This window comes from Ewingella sp. AOP9-I1-14 (genome assembly GCF_052375995.1).
GTDB lineage: Bacteria > Pseudomonadota > Gammaproteobacteria > Enterobacterales > Enterobacteriaceae > Ewingella > Ewingella allii.
In genome coordinates, this window is record NZ_JBQSVA010000003.1 from 201862 (window position 1) to 221026 (window position 19165).

Annotated in this window: 17 protein-coding genes and 1 other annotated feature; of the genes, 5 read left to right on the forward strand and 12 right to left on the reverse strand. The window is 54.5% G+C overall.

Annotation, left to right across the window (positions count from 1 at the left end; translation table 11 throughout):
- Window positions 1–2: 2 nt before the first annotated feature.
- From thrB to ACT3RT_RS10840, 4 genes are all read right to left on the reverse strand, one after another.
- On the reverse strand, window positions 3–932 hold the full coding sequence (gene thrB, locus ACT3RT_RS10825; RefSeq protein WP_496200503.1) for a homoserine kinase: 930 nt from the start codon (window positions 930–932) through the stop codon (window positions 3–5).
- Window position 933: 1 nt separating this feature from the next.
- A complete protein-coding gene (thrA, locus tag ACT3RT_RS10830; protein ID WP_496202969.1) occupies window positions 934–3393 on the reverse strand; it encodes a bifunctional aspartate kinase/homoserine dehydrogenase I in 2460 nt (819 codons plus the stop codon).
- A gap of 55 nt (window positions 3394–3448) precedes the next feature.
- Window positions 3449–3566 (reverse strand) — a sequence feature (Thr leader region).
- The gene (thrL, locus tag ACT3RT_RS10835) at window positions 3505–3573 is read right to left on the reverse strand and encodes a thr operon leader peptide (protein ID WP_072009845.1); all 69 of its coding nucleotides are present in this window, start codon (window positions 3571–3573) and stop codon (window positions 3505–3507) included. Its footprint overlaps the feature before it by 62 nt.
- Before the next feature lie 226 nt (window positions 3574–3799).
- Entirely contained in the window at window positions 3800–4486 is a 687-nt protein-coding gene (locus ACT3RT_RS10840; protein WP_353500942.1) for a tRNA/rRNA methyltransferase, read from the reverse strand.
- Window positions 4487–5150: 664 nt separating this feature from the next.
- On the opposite strand from ACT3RT_RS10840, the gene arcA reads away from it, so the two are divergent.
- Window positions 5151–5867, forward strand: a complete 717-nt coding sequence (gene arcA / locus ACT3RT_RS10845; RefSeq protein ID WP_034787008.1) for a two-component system response regulator ArcA — start codon at window positions 5151–5153, stop codon at window positions 5865–5867.
- Window positions 5868–5951: 84 nt separating this feature from the next.
- On the opposite strand, the gene creA is transcribed toward arcA, so the two are convergent.
- On the reverse strand, window positions 5952–6428 hold the full coding sequence (gene creA / locus ACT3RT_RS10850) for a protein CreA (protein WP_353500941.1): 477 nt from the start codon (window positions 6426–6428) through the stop codon (window positions 5952–5954).
- A gap of 211 nt (window positions 6429–6639) precedes the next feature.
- Here creA and robA point away from each other — a divergent pair, with 211 nt between their 5' ends.
- Complete coding sequence (gene robA / locus ACT3RT_RS10855) at window positions 6640–7506, forward strand: MDR efflux pump AcrAB transcriptional activator RobA (RefSeq protein ID WP_353500940.1); 867 nt, start codon at window positions 6640–6642, stop codon at window positions 7504–7506.
- A 22-nt stretch (window positions 7507–7528) separates the two neighbouring features.
- Here robA and gpmB read toward each other — a convergent pair whose 3' ends face one another.
- Window positions 7529–8176, reverse strand: coding sequence for a 2,3-diphosphoglycerate-dependent phosphoglycerate mutase GpmB (gene gpmB, locus ACT3RT_RS10860; RefSeq protein ID WP_353500939.1), 648 nt, complete (start codon window positions 8174–8176; stop codon window positions 7529–7531).
- A 51-nt stretch (window positions 8177–8227) separates the two neighbouring features.
- Between gpmB and yjjX the strand changes: the two genes are divergently transcribed.
- Complete coding sequence (yjjX, locus tag ACT3RT_RS10865; RefSeq protein ID WP_034786997.1) at window positions 8228–8761, forward strand: inosine/xanthosine triphosphatase; 534 nt, start codon at window positions 8228–8230, stop codon at window positions 8759–8761.
- 8 nt (window positions 8762–8769) lie between these two features.
- Here the strand turns inward: yjjX and trpR are convergent, their stop codons facing one another.
- Together trpR and sltY are read right to left on the reverse strand one after the other, a co-directional pair.
- A complete protein-coding gene (gene trpR / locus ACT3RT_RS10870; RefSeq protein ID WP_396131585.1) occupies window positions 8770–9114 on the reverse strand; it encodes a trp operon repressor in 345 nt (114 codons plus the stop codon).
- A gap of 55 nt (window positions 9115–9169) precedes the next feature.
- Window positions 9170–11098 (reverse strand): murein transglycosylase, encoded by a 1929-nt coding sequence (gene sltY / locus ACT3RT_RS10875; RefSeq protein WP_396131584.1) that lies wholly within the window; start codon window positions 11096–11098, stop codon window positions 9170–9172.
- Window positions 11099–11518: 420 nt separating this feature from the next.
- On the opposite strand from sltY, the gene ettA reads away from it, so the two are divergent.
- Entirely contained in the window at window positions 11519–13186 is a 1668-nt protein-coding gene (gene ettA, locus ACT3RT_RS10880; protein WP_353500937.1) for an energy-dependent translational throttle protein EttA, read from the forward strand.
- A gap of 44 nt (window positions 13187–13230) precedes the next feature.
- Here ettA and ACT3RT_RS10885 read toward each other — a convergent pair whose 3' ends face one another.
- On the reverse strand, window positions 13231–14151 hold the full coding sequence (locus tag ACT3RT_RS10885) for a LysR family transcriptional regulator (RefSeq protein ID WP_396131583.1): 921 nt from the start codon (window positions 14149–14151) through the stop codon (window positions 13231–13233).
- A gap of 101 nt (window positions 14152–14252) precedes the next feature.
- Here ACT3RT_RS10885 and ACT3RT_RS10890 point away from each other — a divergent pair, with 101 nt between their 5' ends.
- The gene (locus ACT3RT_RS10890) at window positions 14253–15254 is read left to right on the forward strand and encodes a zinc-binding alcohol dehydrogenase family protein (RefSeq protein ID WP_496202970.1); all 1002 of its coding nucleotides are present in this window, start codon (window positions 14253–14255) and stop codon (window positions 15252–15254) included.
- Between the two features lie 66 nt (window positions 15255–15320).
- Here ACT3RT_RS10890 and nadR read toward each other — a convergent pair whose 3' ends face one another.
- The 3 genes from nadR to serB form a co-directional block, all read right to left on the reverse strand.
- The gene (nadR, locus tag ACT3RT_RS10895; RefSeq protein WP_034786984.1) at window positions 15321–16580 is read right to left on the reverse strand and encodes a multifunctional transcriptional regulator/nicotinamide-nucleotide adenylyltransferase/ribosylnicotinamide kinase NadR; all 1260 of its coding nucleotides are present in this window, start codon (window positions 16578–16580) and stop codon (window positions 15321–15323) included.
- A 77-nt stretch (window positions 16581–16657) separates the two neighbouring features.
- Window positions 16658–18040, reverse strand: a complete 1383-nt coding sequence (gene radA, locus ACT3RT_RS10900) for a DNA repair protein RadA (protein ID WP_396131581.1) — start codon at window positions 18038–18040, stop codon at window positions 16658–16660.
- A 29-nt stretch (window positions 18041–18069) separates the two neighbouring features.
- Entirely contained in the window at window positions 18070–19035 is a 966-nt protein-coding gene (gene serB, locus ACT3RT_RS10905; protein WP_396131580.1) for a phosphoserine phosphatase, read from the reverse strand.
- Between the last annotated feature and the right edge of the window lie 130 nt (window positions 19036–19165).

The window sequence follows — 19165 nt, forward strand, 5'->3', positions numbered from 1 at the left end:
ATTTATCCCAATAGTCTCGCGCCTGCGGTATCCAGACGACAAATATGAACAAAGCCTTCATCATTTTGCAGATAGTGATTCTGCAACCAGTCCGCCATACGTTTGGCGGTTGCGCTGTCGTTGCACACGGCAAACAGCGTCGGGCCGGAGCCTGAAATACCACAAGCCAGAGCGCCAATTTCTTCAGCGGCGGTGCGCGCTTCGGCAAAGCCCGGAAGCAGGCGCGTGCGATAAGGCTCGGCAATTACGTCTTTCATTAATTTAGCAGCCAGCGCCGGTTGTTGCGTATGGCAGGCGTGAATGAAGCCAGCAAGATAGCGACCGTGGCTGATGCAGTCCTGACGGCGGTACTGGGCCGGTAGAATCGCGCGCGCTTCGGCGGTCGACACTTTGATGCCCGGATACGCCATCACCCACAGCCAATCATCAAAGCTCGGCACGTTTTGGCTGATCACACCCAGCTCTTCCAGCATCAGCTGGATGCCGCCGAGATAGCATGGCGCGACGTTGTCGAAGTGCACGCTGCCGGAAATGCGCCCTTCCAGCTCGCCCATCAGGGAAAGCATGGTGTTTTCATCCAGCGGCTTGCCGCAGAACTCGTTCATCGCCATCAAGCCAGCGACCACCGAACAGGCGCTAGAACCCAGGCCGGAGCCAATGGGCATATTCTTTTCCAGCGTCATGGCGACTGGGATCTCTTTACCGATTTCCTGACAGAAACGCTGCCAGCACTGGAAGACAATATTGTCTTCCATGCGATCCGGTAACTTGGAGACGAAGCGACCTTCGCTTTTCAAACTGAACTCTGTCGCTGCCTCTACGCTCACGCAGTCGCCGAGCAGCGTGCCGTCAACCGGAGAAACCGCGGCGCCCAGCACGTCAAAACCGACGCTGACATTGCCAATTGAGGCAGGGGCATACACCTTAACCATATTAAACTCCTAACTTCCATGACAGCGTTCGCAAAAGATCGGCAAATACGCCGGCAGCAGTAACGTCATTGCCCGCGCCATAACCGCGTAAGACTAATGGCAGAGGCTGATAATAACGGCTGTAGAACGCCAACGCATTCTCGCCATTTTTCACTTTATACAGTGGATCGTTACCATCGACGGCCTCGATCTTCACCGTGCAGCGCCCCTCTTCGATAGCACCAACGTAGCGCAAAACCTTATCCTGTGCCGTGGCATCGGCCACGCGCTGGGCGAAATCAGCGTCCACCGTCGGCAGGCGGCTCACAAAGTCGGTCACGCTACCTTCAGAGTCGAAGGATAACGGCAGAACGGATTCAACTTCAATATCAGAGAGTTCCAGTTTGTAACCGGCTTCACGGGCCAGAATCAACAGCTTGCGAGCTACGTCCATTCCTGACAGGTCATCACGCGGGTCTGGCTCGGTATAGCCCATATCACGCGCCTGCAGCGTGGCCTCGGACAGCGACATCCCCTCATCCAGCTTGCCGAAAATGTAGGACAGCGAGCCAGAAAGAATGCCGGAGAAGCGCACCAGCTCGTCACCCGCGTTGAGCAGGTTTTGCAGGTTTTCAATCACCGGCAGGCCCGCGCCGACGTTTGTGTCATAAAGGAATTTGCGGCGTGAATGCTCAGCCGCTTTACGCAACTGATAGTAATAGTTCATCGACGAGGTGTTGGCTTTCTTGTTTGGCGTCACGACGTGGAAGCCGTCAGCCAGGAAATCCGCATATTGATCAGCCACTTCTTGGCTGGAGGTACAGTCAACAATCACCGGGTTAAGCAAGTGATACTCTTTAACTAAACGAATCAGGCGGCCAAGATTGAACGGCTCTTTCGCCGCGCCCAGCTCGTCACTCCAGTTGTCCAAAGAGATGCCGTGAATGTTGGTCAGCATAGCGCGCGAGTTGGCGATGCCGCACACCCGCAGGTCAATATGCTTGGCCTTAAGCCACGCCTGCTGGCGGCGAACCTGCTCGATGAGCGCCCCGCCGACGCCGCCGACGCCAATCAGGAACACTTCGATAACCTGATCGGTGTTGAACAGCATCTGGTGGCTGACGCGCACGCCGGTGGTGGCCTCTTCGTTATTGACGACCACTGAGATTGAGCGTTCGGAAGAGCCTTGGGCAATTGCCACGATATTGATGTTGGCGCGAGCCAGTGCCGAGAAGAACTTGGCCGAGATGCCGCGCAGCGTGCGCATGCCGTCGCCAACGACCGAGATAACCGCCAGCTTCTCCATCACGTCCAGCGGCTCGAGCAGGCCGTCTTTCAGCTCCAGATAGAATTCGTCTTCCAGTGCGCGACGCGCGCGCTCCAGCTCGCCCTGAGGCACGCAGAAGCTGATGCTGTATTCAGAGGAGGACTGGGTGATCAGCACCACCGAAATGCCCGAGCGTGACATCACCGCGAACACCCGCGCCGCCATGCCGACCATGCCTTTCATGCCCGGCCCGGAGACATTGATCATCGCCATGTTGTTCAGGTTGGTGATGCCTTTGACCGGCGTATTGTCATCAAGGCTTTCGCTGCCAATCAGGGTGCCCGGCGCTTGCGGGTTGGTGGTGTTTTTAATCAGGCATGGAATTTGGAATTGGGCAATGGGCAGGATGGTGCGAGGGTGAAGGACTTTGGCGCCGAAGTAAGAAAGCTCCATCGCCTCTTGATAGGACATCGATTTTAACAAGCGAGCATCGGGCACGGTGCGCGGGTCACAGGTATAAACGCCATCGACGTCAGTCCAAATTTCGCAGCAGTCGGCGCGCAGACAGGCCGCCAATACCGCCGCCGAGTAGTCGGAGCCATTACGGCCCAGCACCACCAGCTCGCCTTTGTCATTACCGGCGGTGAAGCCCGCCATTAGCACGATATTATCAGCAGGAATACCGCTGGCGGCGATGCGCAGAGTCGATTCGTTGATATCAACGGTGGATTCCAGATAGCTACCCAGAGCCAGCAATTTTTCCACTGGGTTGATCACAGTGACGCCATAGCCTTTGGCGACGAATACGGCTTCCATGATGGCGATAGAGAGCTTTTCACCGCGGCAGATGATGGACGCGTTGACGCTATCAGGACACTGTCCTAACAGACTGATTCCATGCAGTAATTGCTTAAGCTGGCCGAACTCTTGCTCGATAAAGGTTTTCACTTTCGGCAAGTCGAAGCCCGGTACTTTCTCAGCAAGGCCGGTGATTAATTCGGAGAAAATGCGTTCTGCATCGCTCATGATTGGCTGGATCTCTTGCCCAGCAACCGTTCGCTCAATCATCGCGACGAGGTGGTTGGTAATTTTGGCCGGCGCAGAAAGTACCGTGGCAACCTGTCCCTGACGTGCATTGCTTTCCATGATGTCCGCGACGCGCAAGAAGCGTTCCGCGTTTGCTACTGAAGTCCCGCCAAATTTCAACACTCGCATTTCTGGTACTCTCCTGAAGCTCATTCGTAGATGACGATTCGTTAAAAAAGTCGCTAAAAAAAAAGCCCGCACTGTTTAGGTGCGGGCTTTTTTCTGTTTTTCCTGTACGCGTCAGCCCGCCCCGTAACCAGTGGTTTCGGTGGTGGTAATAATTGTTGTGTTCAGGCTGATCATTCGCATTTTTATTTTCTGTCTGTCTGTTTATATGTTGTGTTTTTTACTCTGTCTGCCCCTATTAGCTAAAGCATCAGGCACAACAAGTCAATTTTTTTCTGATTTTGCGCCAAGCGTCGCAATGAAATACAAACAGATTATTCTCTGCCAAAACGGCCTAAATCAGTGAAAAAGAGAGGTCGTGAGGCACAGGCCCGAGCATTTCCCCATACAAACCACGCTGCGCCTCAGATCACTTCGTCAGCTTTTTTTCGATGTCATGCAGCAAAGTGTGCAACATTGCAGCATCTCTTTGCTGTAAAAGTCCTACGCGCTGCTGCACCCAATCTGACAATTTTTGGTCGTTGCTGGCTTCTACCGCGTCCAATAAACGGTTAATTCTTGAGCGCAACGCACCCAACTGTCCGGCATCGGGTTGAACCGCCACGGGTGCCGAAATTTGGTTTAGCGCCGACAACTGATAGCAGAACACCATTACGGCCTGGCCAAGATTCAGCGAAGGATAATCCGCCACCATCGGCACGCCGGTGAGAATATCGGCCAGATCCAGCTCTTCATTGGTCAACCCAGAATCTTCCCGCCCGAAGACCAGCGCGGCGTTGCTTATCCATCCACGCTTCTCCTCTAACTGGCCGAGCAGCTCCACAGGCGTGCTGTAGTAGTGGAAACGGGCGCGGCTGCGCGCTGTGGTCGCCACGGTGAAATCGATATCGGCCAGCGCCGCCTCAAGCGTCTCGAAATGTTGCGCATTATGCAGAATCTCATTGGACGCGTGCGCCACCCACCCCGCCTCGGGTTGCAGATGAGCCTGACTGTCGACAATACGCAATGACGCGAACCCCATGGTTTTCATTGCTCGTGCCGCTGCGCCGACATTTTCAGGCCGCGCCGGGGAAACCAAAATAATATGAAGTTGCATCAGTCCTCTGAATGTTCGTATTGGAATATCTGCGGTCGATCTTAAGTGAGCTTTTAATTGAGTAAAAGTGACTTCTCAAAATGATCAACTTTTCACATAAACTTAACAGTCAAATATGGGCTAATAACTAAATGCCGTAAAATCTGCCATTAGCCAGAAAATAGAAATGAACCACTACTACATGACTTATAAAATTAAATAAGCCTTACTAATCATATTGATATATTGAATGATTAGAATCAATTCTCTCAATATAGTGGGCGGAAATTATAACCTGCTGAATCGTGACCAATTTTGCGCAAAATGTGACTTAACCGTGCATTCCTATAAGTGTTTTTCACTAAAGTGTTACCGTGCTACAATTGAATTTGATATATGTCAACAAAGCGTAGTTTTGTTGGGTGGTAATGTCGGCACTCGCTGTTATATTGCTGTTAATAGGGTTAGGATAAGCGCCATTCCAGCACCCAATAGGAAGTCACAAAGTGGGCTTCGCGACAGAGCTGGCGACGACATTGGTGTTGATGTAAAGCGCATCAGAAACGCATTTACGTACTTTAGTCATGTAACGAGTGAGATAGCGCATTCGCTGTCAAAATTCATCGGAATAACAAGGACTTCTGTACTCCTATTTTCAATTTGTTGGCAATCTTAGGTAGCAAACATGCAGACTCCTCATATCCTGATCGTCGAAGACGAGTTAGTGACCCGTAATACGCTAAAAAGTATTTTTGAAGCAGAAGGCTACATGGTGCATGAAGCCAATGATGGTGCAGAAATGCACAACATCTTGTCGGAACATGACATCAATCTGGTCATCATGGACATCAACCTGCCAGGTAAAAATGGCTTGCTGCTGGCCCGTGAACTGCGCGAACAAGCAAGCGTTGCCCTGATGTTCCTGACCGGCCGCGACAATGAAGTCGACAAGATCCTCGGTCTGGAAATCGGTGCTGATGATTACATCACCAAACCTTTTAACCCGCGTGAACTGACTATCCGTGCACGCAATCTGCTCTCCCGTACCATGAATCTGAGCACCACCGGTGAAGAACGTCGTCTGGTAGAAAGCTACAAATTCAACGGTTGGGAACTGGACATCAACAGCCGTTCGCTGGTGAGCCCGGCTGGCGAGCAATACAAGCTGCCGCGCAGTGAATTCCGCGCGATGCTGCATTTCTGTGAGAATCCGGGCAAAATTCAAACCCGTGGTGACTTACTGAAGAAAATGACCGGCCGTGAGCTTAAGCCTCATGACCGTACCGTTGACGTCACTATCCGTCGCATTCGTAAACACTTCGAAGCCACGCCGGATACCCCAGAAATCATCGCCACCATTCATGGTGAAGGCTATCGTTTCTGTGGTGATTTAGAAGACTAAGCGGCAGGTTGCCAACCCTGTTGTCAGTCATCGTCAATGAAAAAGGCCAGCATATGCTGGCCTTTTCTTTTGGGAATCAGGCGACTAGCGAGAACCCCAAGGGATGATTGGCACCGCGCTAAGGGCATTTTTTGGCGAGCCGTCGACCACTTTGTCGGAATAGCTCAGGTAAATAAGCGCATTGCGGGTAGCATCATAAAAACGTACCACCTGCAGCTTTTTGAATATCAGCGAGGTGCGTTTCTGGAACACCACCGTCCCCTTATCTTTACCCTGCTTAATCTTATCGCTGAGTTCGATTGGCCCAACCTGCTGGCAAGAGATTGCCGCGTCAGAGGTGTCTTCGGCCAGCCCTAAGCCGCCTTTTATCCCGCCCGTTTTGGCCCGACTGATATAACAGGTTACATTTTTAATATCAGGATCATCAAAGGCTTCAACCACAATTTTGTGGTCTGGACCTAGGAATTTGAACACGGTATCCACCGAGCCCACCTGCTCCGCATACGCCGAATTGGAACAAATCAAGAACAGTCCAAAAACAAAAATACAACACTTTTTCATTAGGTTACTCCGCAGCACGCTGCTAATGGTGAGATCAAGCAAAGACGATATTAAACAAAGCCCTTGCTCACAATTTGTAGTAGGAATATTCGGTTAGCTGAGCAAAAAGCACGTTTAGCTAAAAAAATCTTAAGAAGTCTTAAGCAGAAAAAGTTGCTATTATGCGGCGTCAACATTCTGTGCATTTATCTTAGTTCAACGAGGACGATCTATGGATCAAGCAGGAATCATTCGTGATCTTCTCAGCTGGTTAGAAACCCATTTAGACCAGCCGTTATCACTCGACAACGTCGCAGCCAAAGCCGGATATTCGAAATGGCACCTGCAACGTATGTTTAAGGATGTCACGAGTAACGCAATTGGTGCTTACATTCGTGCTCGTCGCCTGTCAAAAGCTGCCGTCGCTCTGCGATTGACCAGCCGACCAATTTTGGATATTGCCCTGCAATACCGTTTTGATTCTCAGCAGACGTTTACTCGCGCATTCAAAAAACAGTTCGCACAGACGCCCGCGCTTTACCGTCGTTCAGAAGATTGGCACTCCTTCGGGATCTGCCCGCCGATTCGCCTTGGCGCTTTCATTTTGCCACAGCCCGAGTTCGTCTCGCTGCCGGAGCAAAATCTGATCGGCATTACGCAGAGCTACTCCTGTACGCTGGAACAGATCACCACTTACCGTAATGAAATGCGCCTGCATTTCTGGCGTCAGTACATTGGTGAAGCTAAAACCTTGCCGCCGGTACTCTACGGTTTGCACCACTCTCGCCCGAGTCAGGAGAAAGATGACGAGCAGGAAGTGTTGTACACCACGGCCATCGAACCGAAGCATCTGCCAGAGAATGTGGAAGGTCAACCGATTGTCGTGCAGGAAGGTGAATACGCGATGTTCCACTACAAAGGTTCACCGGAACTGTTGCAGGAATTCATCCTGACGCTGTACGGAACCTGTCTGCCGTCGCTGAAAATGACGCGCAGAAAGGGACAAGACATTGAGCGATTCTATACCAAACATAAAGTGCCGAGCGCCACGCCGCCGACCGAAATAGAATGCGATTATCTTATCCCTATTCGCCGTTAATTCTGCTGTAAGGCTGCCGCGTTTAGCGCTGCAGCTCATCTAATGCGGGCTGATCCAGATGCGAAATATCGCCCGCCGTCTCCACAATCCAGCCAGACGCCAGCCACGCACTTTCCTGATGATCCACACGCGAAATGGAACAGTTGCGCAGGCGCAGGCGGCGCTCGGCATAAGGCTCAAGCCCTAAAATCGTGCTGATAAGGCAACCCAGCGCGATGCCGTGGCTCACCAGCAGCGGTTTACTGCCCGCCGGTAAATCAAGGCAGCTGTCGAGTGCAGAGCGCATACGCTCGGCCAGCTCAATCATACTCTCGCCCTGTGGAATGCGGCCATCCGGCGTGCCATCAACCATCTGCTTACGCCAGGTTTCTTCGTCAGCACTCAGGCCATCCAAATTACGGGTTTCCAGCACGCCCATGTGCAGCTCGCGCAGACGCGGCTCCTCGGTGACAGCGCAACCACAGGCGTCAGCGATGATTTGCGCCGTGGCACGAGTACGCCCCAGATCGCTGGTGATGACGTGCGTGATGCCTTCGCGGCGCACGCGCTCGGCCACCTGCTGTGCCTGAAAAATGCCCTTTTGGGTCAACGGACTGTCTGACTGTCCCTGAATCTTGCGTGCTGCATTCCATTCGGTTTCGCCATGACGGACGAGATATACCTGTAACATGAGTGTTTTCCGTTATACTGCGTGAAATTTGCTAAAGGATGCTCAAACTCTATGTACCACGTTGTCGCTGCAACCACTAACCCGGCAAAAATTAAAGCTATTGCTCTGGCATTTGAGGACATTTTTGGTACTGACTCGTTCCGTATCGAAGGCGTAGATGTCGACAGCGGCGTGTCCAATCAACCCATCGGCAGCAGCGAAACCCGCACTGGTGCCAGACACCGCGTCATTAGCGCACGACAGGTGCGCCCAGAGGCGGATTTTTGGGTTGGCATAGAAGCCGGTATTGAAGACAACATGACCTTCGCCTGGATGGTCATCGAAAACATGCATCAACGCGGTGAATCCCGTTCAGCCAGCCTGATGCTGCCTGAAATTATATTACAAGAGATCAACCAAGGCAGTGAATTGGGCGATGAAATGGAAAAATTGACGGGAATTGCCGAAGTTAAACGCAAAGGCGGGGCGATAGGCATTTTTACCGCCGGCAAACTGACCCGCACCAGCGTCTATCATCAAGCTTTAGTGTTGGCGTTAGCGCCCTTCCATAACGCGGTGTATCAAGTCAGAGTGCAAACGCACTGACGCCTGCGTCAGACGTCTTTACTGACTTCGTCCGGGCCTAATAATTGTGTGCCGAGCCAGGCTTTCAGCGTGGCCGGTGCGTTTTTCAAGCCGTTAGACCCTCGCGTGATCGTTGCAATCCCTGCCCCCAATTGATTCTTCAACTCTCGCTGGCTCAGCTCGCCACGCATCAACTCCTGAACAATTCTGACACGCGTGCCTAAGGCAGCCCGTTCATCGGGCGTCAGCAGCAATTGCAGCAGTTCGTGGTGGAGATTTTCAGCGAAAGATTGCTGTAACAGCGCCATAAAGCACTGCCAGTCCTCATTGCCTTGTTGGGAAAGAGCGGGATCGATTACCGGAGTTTGGGTCATGTCATGGCTGCCATACTATTAAACTAGTACGGCAGCATAACATAGCTGTTAAAAATCAGTAACGCCTCTGCCATTCGGCATCGGTTAAAACTTTCGCCGGCTGATGCAAAAAGTAGCGATAAAATGCGTCATATGCCAACACATTTTTAACATATCGCCGAGTTTCGGAGAAAGGGATACTTTCGATAAAGGCCACGGCGTCGATTTGGCCCGCGCTGTTGCCCAACCACGTATTCACGCGCGATGGACCGGCGTTATAGGCGGCGCTGGACAAAATACGGTTGCGCCCGAACTGCTGATAAACATATTCCAGATAGTTGGTGCCAATCAGAATATTGGTCTGTGGATCGAACAGCTGGCTTGGGCTGCTGTATCCCGGCAGATTAAACATCTGCACCGTGTGCTGCGCCGTGGCAGGCATGACCTGCATCAGGCCAGAGGCGCCCACCGGTGAGCGAGCTTCCGGGTTCCACGCGCTTTCCTGACGCGCAATCGCCATCGCGTAGCTCTGGGTAATGCCTTTATCGTCCGTCGCTTGTTTAAATTCAGGGGCCCACGCCAGCGGGAAGCGCTCCTCGAGATAATCCCACAGCTTGCCGGCAATGGTCGCCTGCACACTGAGATCGGCCCAGTTGCGCTCGAAGGCGTAACGCGCCAGCGCCGACTGCTGCTCTTTGCTGCGGCTAAGCACCAGATAGGTCCATTCGGTGCGCGCCAGGTTGTCCATGTGCCAGTACATCAGCTCGCGCACGCGGGCGATTTCAGGCAGTGAAGCAAAGCTGGCGTCCGGTTTGGCGGCGACAGACACCTGTATTGGATAAGGCACGCCCAGCTTTTGCGCGGCGGCCATTGGATAGAAGCCACGCCCCTGCATCAGCGTGCGCAACATCGCCTCGCCCTGCTGGCGTTTACCTTGGTCAATCAGCACCGAGGCTTCCCAGTAGCGCCATTCATCTTCCTGCTGAGCATCCGCAGGCAGGCGATCCATCCACTGGCTCAGCCCTTGGCGATCCCCGGCGGCCAGCGCCATGCGAATTCGGCGCTCCACCAGCGAGGTCGAATGGCTGCGCAGAATCACGCTATCGCGCCATTTGGCCTGCTCTGGCGTCGCGGTGCTGCCCATCAGCTGCCACGCCACGGCCTCTTCAAGCTCGAGGCGGTCACTGTCGCTCATCTTCTGCAAGCGAGCCAAAATCGGCAGCATCGAGCGGGCGTTTTCCACGTCTTCACGGGCAATGCGGCTAAAAGCGATCGCCACGGCATTACGGGTGAAATCGGTCGGCCCGACGCTGCGGGCAAAGCTTTCAATGCTGTTCGGGTCGCTTTGCAGTTTCAGCAAGGCGTCGCGCATAGTCTGGTAGTCGTCAGGCAGCTGCTTGGCGAGGAAATTCACCAGATTGCTGTTGCCCTGCTTCATCGCCAAACCAATGCGTTGCAGGGTCACTAGCGCCGTCTGATTGCCGCCCTGCTGCCACAGGCTAAACAGCTTGTCGCAGGCGTTCGGCAGCGAGGTGCCGGTTAGCCAGATGTCTTTCGCCGCGTTCAGCGCGGTTTGCTGATCGCCCGTCGACCATTTGGCGTAATAGTAATTACAGCGCGCGGCCACCGGTTTTGGCGGCTGCGGGCTGAAGGTGAGCAAGCCCGTCCAGTCTTGACGATTGGCCAACTCATTGACGAAGCGTGAAGGCAGAGAACGCGCCGGAGGCAAAGTAGGATGAGACTGCACGAAGCTGCTAATCTGCTGCGGCGTCGCCAGACTTAAGTCCTGCGTCAACTGACGGTATTCCAAATAAGGATAAAGTGGATAATCCTTCAGGGTTGGCATCAGCTGATTAACCACGTCCATCTGGTTATTGTCCCACGCCTGCTTGATTTGCATATAACGCTGGCGCTGAGCGTCCAATGAGTCCGCTTTTGCGACTCCAGAAACGGCCACCAACAACATGCCTGCTGCCAAAAGATACCCTTTGTCCACCTTGACCATACTTGCCTTTATCCTCGCTGGTTGTATTGCTGACTGCCAAACAGGGTGCAGCCTTCGTCGCTCATCAATGACGAATCAAGGCCGCAATGCGTAGACACCAACTACGCTAATCGATTCATTTTTAAAATTGAAGTCATGCGTTCACAGCATCACAAACTTTACACAGTGTGGTGCAAGCCGCGCGCAGATACCAGACGACAGCAAGCCGATTTCTCTCCCGCGCGATCATTTTTCATCTTTAAAGGAGATTATTGGCGTCCTGTGAGGTTCGATGGTTGGGAAGCGTAGCGAAACAGGCTAAACTTCGCAGTCGGAACACTTATCAGTCATGCCGTTTACGGCGGGGCTGACTTTAATCCGCCGCAGCGCCTGCTTGTTGCAGACAGCGCGCGGCTCGCATAGAAAGAGGCTCAAAACAACGTGGCTCAATACGTATACTCAATGCATCGCCTCGGCAAAGTGGTTCCGCCGAAGCGTCACATTCTTAAAAACATCTCCCTGAGTTTCTTCCCTGGCGCCAAAATCGGCGTATTGGGTCTTAACGGTTCTGGTAAATCCACCTTACTGCGCATTATGGCCGGCATTGATACCGACATCGAAGGTGAAGCTCGCCCGCAGCCAGACCTGAAAATCGGCTACCTGCCTCAGGAGCCTCAGCTCAACATGGAGCACACCGTCCGCGAGTCAGTGGAAGAAGCGGTTTCAGAAGTCGTCGGCGCGTTAAAACGCCTTGATGAAGTCTATGCTCTCTACGCAGACCCGGATGCAGATTTCGACAAACTGGCTGCTGAGCAAGGCAGGCTGGAAGAGATCATTCAGGCGCACGACGGTCACAACCTGAACACCCAGCTGGAGCGCGCTGCTGATGCCCTGCGTCTGCCAGACTGGGACGCCAAAGTGGCCACCCTATCCGGTGGTGAGCGCCGCCGCGTGGCGCTGTGCCGCCTGCTGCTTGAAAAGCCAGAAATGCTGCTGCTCGACGAACCGACCAACCACTTGGACGCCGAGTCCGTGGCCTGGCTGGAACGCTTCCTGCACGACTTCGAAGGCACCGTGGTGGCGATCACCCACGACCGTTACTTCCTCGACAACGTTGCGGGTTGGATTCTGGAACTTGACCGTGGTGAAGGTATTCCATGGGAAGGCAACTACTCCACATGGCTGGAGCAGAAAGATGAACGTCTGGCGCAGGAAGCGTCTTCTGAAGCGGCGCGTCGTAAATCTATCGAGAAAGAGTTGGAGTGGGTGCGTCAGGGCGCGAAAGGCCGTCAGTCTAAGGGCAAAGCCCGTCTGGCACGTTTCGAAGAGCTGAACAGCACGGAATACCAGAAACGTAACGAAACCAACGAATTGTTCATTCCACCTGGTCCACGCTTAGGCGACAAAGTGGTCGAAGTGAAGAATCTGAGCAAATCCTACGGCGACCGCGTTCTGATTGACGACCTCTCCTTCTCCGTACCGAAAGGCGCGATCGTCGGTATTATCGGTCCAAACGGCGCGGGTAAATCTACCCTGTTCCGCATGATGTCTGGTCAAGAGCAGCCAAACGGCGGCACCATTGAACTAGGCGACACCGTGAAACTGGCCTCTGTCGATCAGTTCCGTGACGCAATGGACAACAGCAAAACCGTGTGGGAAGAAGTGTCTGGTGGTCAAGACATCATGCGCATCGGCACCACCGAAATGCCAAGCCGCGCCTACGTTGGCCGCTTCAACTTCAAAGGTGTTGATCAGGGCAAACGCGTCGGCGAGCTGTCCGGTGGTGAGCGTGGTCGTCTGCACTTGGCGAAACTGCTGCAAGTGGGCGGCAACATGCTGCTGCTCGATGAGCCAACCAACGACCTCGACATCGAAACCCTGCGCGCACTGGAAAACGCCTTGTTGGAGTTCCCGGGCTGCGCCATGGTCATTTCCCATGACCGCTGGTTCCTCGACCGTATCGCGACTCACATCCTTGATTACCAGGATGAAGGTAAAGTTGAATTCTTCGAAGGTAACTTCACCGAATACGAAGAGTACAAAAAACGCACGCTGGGCGCTGACGCGCTGGAACCTAAGCGTATTAAATACAAGAAGATGATCAAATAAGTCCCGATCCTTTGCTTGATGAAAGGCCCGGAAACGGGCCTTTTTTATTGCTCCGCTTTAACCGCCAACGCCTCGCTGTAGCTTTTCGCAAAGCCATACTCTTCCAGCATAAAATCGATAAAACAGGCCAGCGCCGGTGAGTTCAACTTACGGCTCGGGTAGACCAAATAGAGGTCATTGCCCTCGGCTTCCCACTCTGGTAGAACCCGCACCAGCAGCCCTTTCGCCACTTCGTCATGACATAAAAACGCCGGTAGCAGCGTGATCCCCGCCCCTTCCACCGCGCATTCGCGGGCATAGAGCAGGTTGTCGGTGGAGTGCGCCCCCGGCAGCAGCCAGCGATGATAAGTCTCGCCGCGATGCAGCACCCACTCCGCCCACGCCCGGTGCGCGATACAGTGGTGCGACGCCAATTGCTGCGGATGCGTCAGCGGCGGGTGTGCCGCGAGATAGGCGGGGGAGGCCAAGAGATAGCGCGGGCTGTGGCCCAGCTCGCGGCCAATCAGCGACGAGTCCTGCGGCTTGCCGGTGCGCAGCGCCAAATCGAAGCCTTCCTGCACCAGGTCGACCATCGCGTCCGACACCGACACTTCCAGCGACACGTCTGGATAACGCTTTTGAAACTCGACGTTCATGCGCGCCAGCAGCGTCGCGCCCAGCCCCGCCGGGCTGGTGATGCGCAGGCGGCCGCTGGGGTTGTCCCGCAGACGGCGGATCGCCAGCTCGGCGCGTTCGCTCGCCAGCATCATCTCTTGGCAGTGGATCAAATAGCGCTCACCGGCGAAGGTCAGGTTGAGCTGCCGCGTGGTGCGGTTCAGTAAGCGAATGCCCACTGACTTCTCCAACTGGCTCACGCGCTGGCTGACGCTCGACTTGGGCAACCCCGCGCGCTCGGCGGCGGCGGTAAAGCTTCCACACTCGGCAACCAAGGCGAACAGCGCCATATCCTGCAATTGTTTGAACATGATTGTTCACCTCAGACGAACACTTTGTTAGTTATTGTCCATCTTATCAGCTTAGCCCATGGCGACTACACTCTCTCTATACCCAATTCGGAGGAACAAAGATGTCTATCAACGCCATTGCCGTAAACCCTAAAAACCCAGCGCACTTTATTGCGATTGAACTGCCACAGCCTGAAGTCGGCGAGTTTGACCTGCTGGTTGAAGTAAAAGCCGTCTCCGTCAATCCGGTCGATACCAAGGTGCACAAAGGCGCACAGAAAAATGGTCTGGATGCCCCGCGCGTGCTGGGCTGGGATGCCAGCGGCGTGGTGAAAGCCGTCGGCAGCGCGGTGAAAAACTTTAAGGCGGGCGACGAAGTCTGGTACGCCGGTGACATCACCCGTTCAGGTAGCAACGCCACCGAGCAGCTGATTGACTCGCGCATTGTGGCCCGTAAACCAAGCTCCCTCAACTGGGCAGAAGCCGCCGCCATGCCGTTGACCGCGCTGACCGCGTGGGAAGCCCTGTTCGAACACCTGCACATCCAGAACGCCGGTGAAGAGAAAACCCTGTTGATCATCGGCGGTGCCGGTGGCGTTGGCTCGCTGGCCATTCCTTTCGCTGCGCTGCGCAGCAAAGTGAAAGTGATCGCCACCGCCTCACGCCCGGAATCAGCCCAATGGTGTTTGGATCGCGGCGCGGACCTGACCGTGAATTACAAAGATTTGAAAGGTGAGCTGGCGAAACACGACATCAAACAGGTAGATTTCATCCTCTGCCTGAATGACACCGACGGCCATTGGGCCGCCATCAGCGACCTGATCGCGCCAATGGGCCACATCTGCACCATCGTTGAGAATGAGCATCCGCTGGACCAGAGCAGCCTGAAAGTTAAAAGCGCCGCGCTGCACTGGGAGCTGATGTTTACCCGCAGCATGTTCAATACGCCGGACATCGCCCAGCAGGGTGAAATCCTCAAGCAGGTGGCTGAGTTAGTGGACGCGGGCAATGTGAAAACCACGCTGAGCGATACCCTGCACGGCCTGACGGTGGAAAGCATTGAAGCCGCCCACGCCAAAGTGCTCGACGGCCATATGCAAGGCAAAGTGGTTATCGCCTTCTAAGCCGTAGCGTTTGCATAAAAAAAGCCCTCGATTTGTGAGAATCGAGGGCTTTTTCATTATGACTATTTACTCTTTCGGCAGCGCGCTCACCCGACTGGTATCGGCCGCCAGCATGATCTGCACCAGCTCCACGCACTCGAGGAAACGCTCGTCGTAGTCCGAGGATTTCACGTGCACGTAGTCGATGTTGTTCTGCTGCAACATCTCGATTAACAGGTTCTGGAAGGAGGATCGGTCAGTGGTGCTGCCCAAACTGCGCAGCCCGTCCGCCACCCACGGCGTGTTGTTCTCCAGCAGGATCACCAGATCAAACCGGTATTCGTCCATCAACGCTTGGACAAAGGGATGCTCGCGGCCTTCGTACTTTTTGCAAAATGCCTGCGTGGTCAGGAAGTCGGTATCGATGAAAGCCACCTTGTTGGCGTATTTCACCGCGAAGTCGATGTACTGGGCCTGCCCAAGCGCGATTTTGTCATAGTCGGAATATTGCAGCGCCATCTCGTCACCACCGAGGTGGGAGAAGACATAATCGCGGCCATATTCCCACGCACTGGTGGTGTTGAAGATGTTGGCTAACTTATTGACCAGCGTGGACTTTCCGCTCGACTCGCCGCCCAGAACCGCCACGGTTCGCACGAAGAACGGCTTCACTTCGGTCGGGATATAGTCCCAATAGCGGAATGGGTCGCGGCGGATTTGCGATCCGCTGATATTCATAAACGAGCGTTTGGGATCGATAAGCACGGTTTCGATCCCCAGATGCTCGCGGTAGCGCGGCGCATCGTTCTCTTCGCTCGAATAGATGGTGTTCGGCACGATCCCCTGCTTGTTCATAAAGTCGGTGATCCCCTTGCTCCACACGTCCCAGCCGTGCGGATAAGGCTCCATCCCCTCTTCGTTAAATGAGTGGATATGGATATTTTTCTGATACTTGAAGGTTTGCAGCAGCCAGCGCAATCGGTCGCTCACCGTGGGTTGCTGAGACATGGAGCTGTTCTCAAACAGGCTCAGGTCGCGAGGTTCGTCATAGCCCATTATGATGTGCAGTTCATCGACCTGACTACAGGCGCGCTGGATTAAATAGATGTGTCCGGTATGCAGGGGATAAAATTTACCAAACACCACGCCGATGTTTTTCTCCCGGCGGGGGAATTCAAGATCGAGGAAACGGTGCAGCGCTTCCAGCTTTTGCGCACTCGGGCTTTTGATTTTGGCATTCAGCAGTTGGCTTAGATAGCCCTTGGTCATGCCACTGGCGTCCGCGACCTGCTGTAATGTACATCCCTGTTTCTTAATTGCCGTCTTCAGATAATCAAACTGTGACATACCTTGTCCTCTACCCTGCGTTTAATTTACTAAACAAAAATAGCACAACTGGCGGGTAGAGGAATACTCAGAAAATGTTACAGATCGTCGAGGATCGCCAGCGCATCTGCCAGCTTCTTCACGCCAAACACTTGCATTCCGGCGGGCACCTTTTTCGGCACGTTGGCATGAGGCACGATGGCGCGTTTGAAGCCGTGCTTGGCGGCTTCGGTGATTCGCTCCTGACCACTCGGCACCGGGCGAATCTCTCCCGCCAGCCCCACTTCACCAAACACCACTAAATCTTGCGGCAGCGGGCGGTCACGCAGGCTGGAAACCAACGACAGCAGAAGTGCGAGGTCAGCACTGGTTTCCGTGACTTTTACGCCGCCGACCACGTTGACGAACACGTCCTGATCCGCCATCTGCAAGCCGCCGTGACGGTGCAACACCGCCAGCAGAATCGCCAGTCGGTTCTGCTCAAGGCCTACCGCCACGCGACGCGGGTTGCCCATCATCGAGTGGTCCACCAGCGCCTGAATTTCCACCAGCAGCGGGCGAGTCCCTTCCCACAGCACCATCACCGAGCTGCCGGACGTTATCTCATCACCGCGGCTCAGGAAGATGGCCGACGGGTTGCTCACTTCGCGCAAACCCTGTTCAGTCATGGCGAACACGCCAAGCTCGTTGACCGCGCCGAAACGGTTTTTATGGCTACGCAGGGTGCGGAAGCGGGAGTCGGCATCGCCGTCCAGCAGCACCGAGCAGTCGATACAGTGCTCGAGCACCTTCGGCCCGGCCAGAGAACCGTCTTTGGTCACGTGGCCTACCATGACAATCGCTACGCCGCGCGTCTTGGCGAAGCGCGTCAGGTAGGCAGCAGTTTCACGCACCTGCGCCACCGTGCCCGGCGACGACTGAATGTCCGCCATGTGCATCACCTGAATGGAGTCGATCACCATCAGCTTCGGCTTCTCCTGATCGGCAATCAGGCAGATTTGTTCAATGCTGGTTTCAGACAGCATGTTCATGTTGGCGGTCGGCAGCCCGAGGCGATGGGCGCGCATTGCTACCTGCTGGAGTGACTCCTCGCCGGTGACATACAGGGTTTTCATGTTTTCGCCGAGGTTACAGAGGATCTGCAACAGCAGCGTACTTTTACCCGCCCCCGGATTACCACCAATCAGGATCGCACTGCCCGGCACCACGCCGCCGCCCAGCACGCGGTCAAACTCTTTGAACCCGGTGCTGAAGCGCGGCAGTTCGTCGAGACTGATTTCAGACAGCTTCTGCACGCGGCTAACGCCCGCATCGCCGGCATAACCACTCAAACGCTCGTTGCGGGCCACGGTTGGCGATGCAGACAAACGGATTTCGGTAATGGAGTTCCAGGCCTGACAGGCACTGCATTGCCCCTGCCAGCGCGGATAATCTGCGCCGCATTCATTACACACAAATGCTCGTTTTGCTGCTTTTGCCACAACTTACCTCGAAATATTGGATTTAAAACTTAGGCTAAGCTTCCGCTTAAAATGCAGAGAACGCCAATTAAGTCGGCATGACGGATACAGACCTCCGCCTGCTCGTAGACCTTCGGCTTGGCGTGATAGGCAATGCCCATGCCCGCGACGGCCATCATCTTCAGGTCGTTCGCGCCGTCGCCGATGGCCACGGTTTGCTCTTTCGGGATCTCAAGCTTCTCTGCCAGCTTGAGCAAAGTATCGGCTTTATATTGTGCATCGACGATGGGACCAATCACGCGCCCAGTTAGCTTACCGTCGCGGATTTCCAGCTCGTTGGCCGCCACGTCAATCAGGTTCAGCTTGTCGCGCAGGTATTCGGCGTAATAGGTGAAGCCGCCGGAGGCGATAGCCACGTGCCAGCCCAGCTCTTGCAGGCGCTGCACCATTTTGGTCAGGCCCGGCATCAGCGGTAGAGTTTCACGCACTTGTTGCAGGATACCGGCATCAGCATCTTGTAGGGTGGCGACGCGTTGACGCAGGCTGGCCGAAAAATCCAGCTCGCCGCGCATCGCGCGTTCGGTCACTTCAGCCACCTGCTCGCCGACGCCCGCCAATTTGGCAATTTCGTCGATGCATTCAATCTCAATCGCGGTAGAATCCATGTCCATCACCAGCAGCCCCGGCGTGCGCATGTGCGGCACTTTGCCAAGCTGGGTGACATCAAGCTCGAAGGACTCGGCCAACGCTTCTATGTCCGCGGTCAATGCACCGGCCAGACGAATAACCTGATAATCATCAACGGTCCAGGCGCTGACAATCACCAGAGCGCGGCCCAGACGGCGTTGGAAGTTCGTAATGCTTGTTTTGTCCAGTTTCCTGCCGTACAGCAGCCAGCCAGTATGCCCAGCACGGTAGTCCAACGGCATCACTTCGTCACCGCTGAGTGAAAGGGGAAGTCCCGGCCATTGGTGGATCTCCGCGGGAAGATCGCAATAGGTCAGACTGTTTGGCATGATTACTCCTGTCGAGCAGTTAGGCGTAGAAACAAGGATTTAACAAATTCAAAGATTACCCAAAATCATTCACGTTGCGTCAAGGCGGCAACTGAGTGAAATCCAGGAGCATACATCAGTATGTGACTGG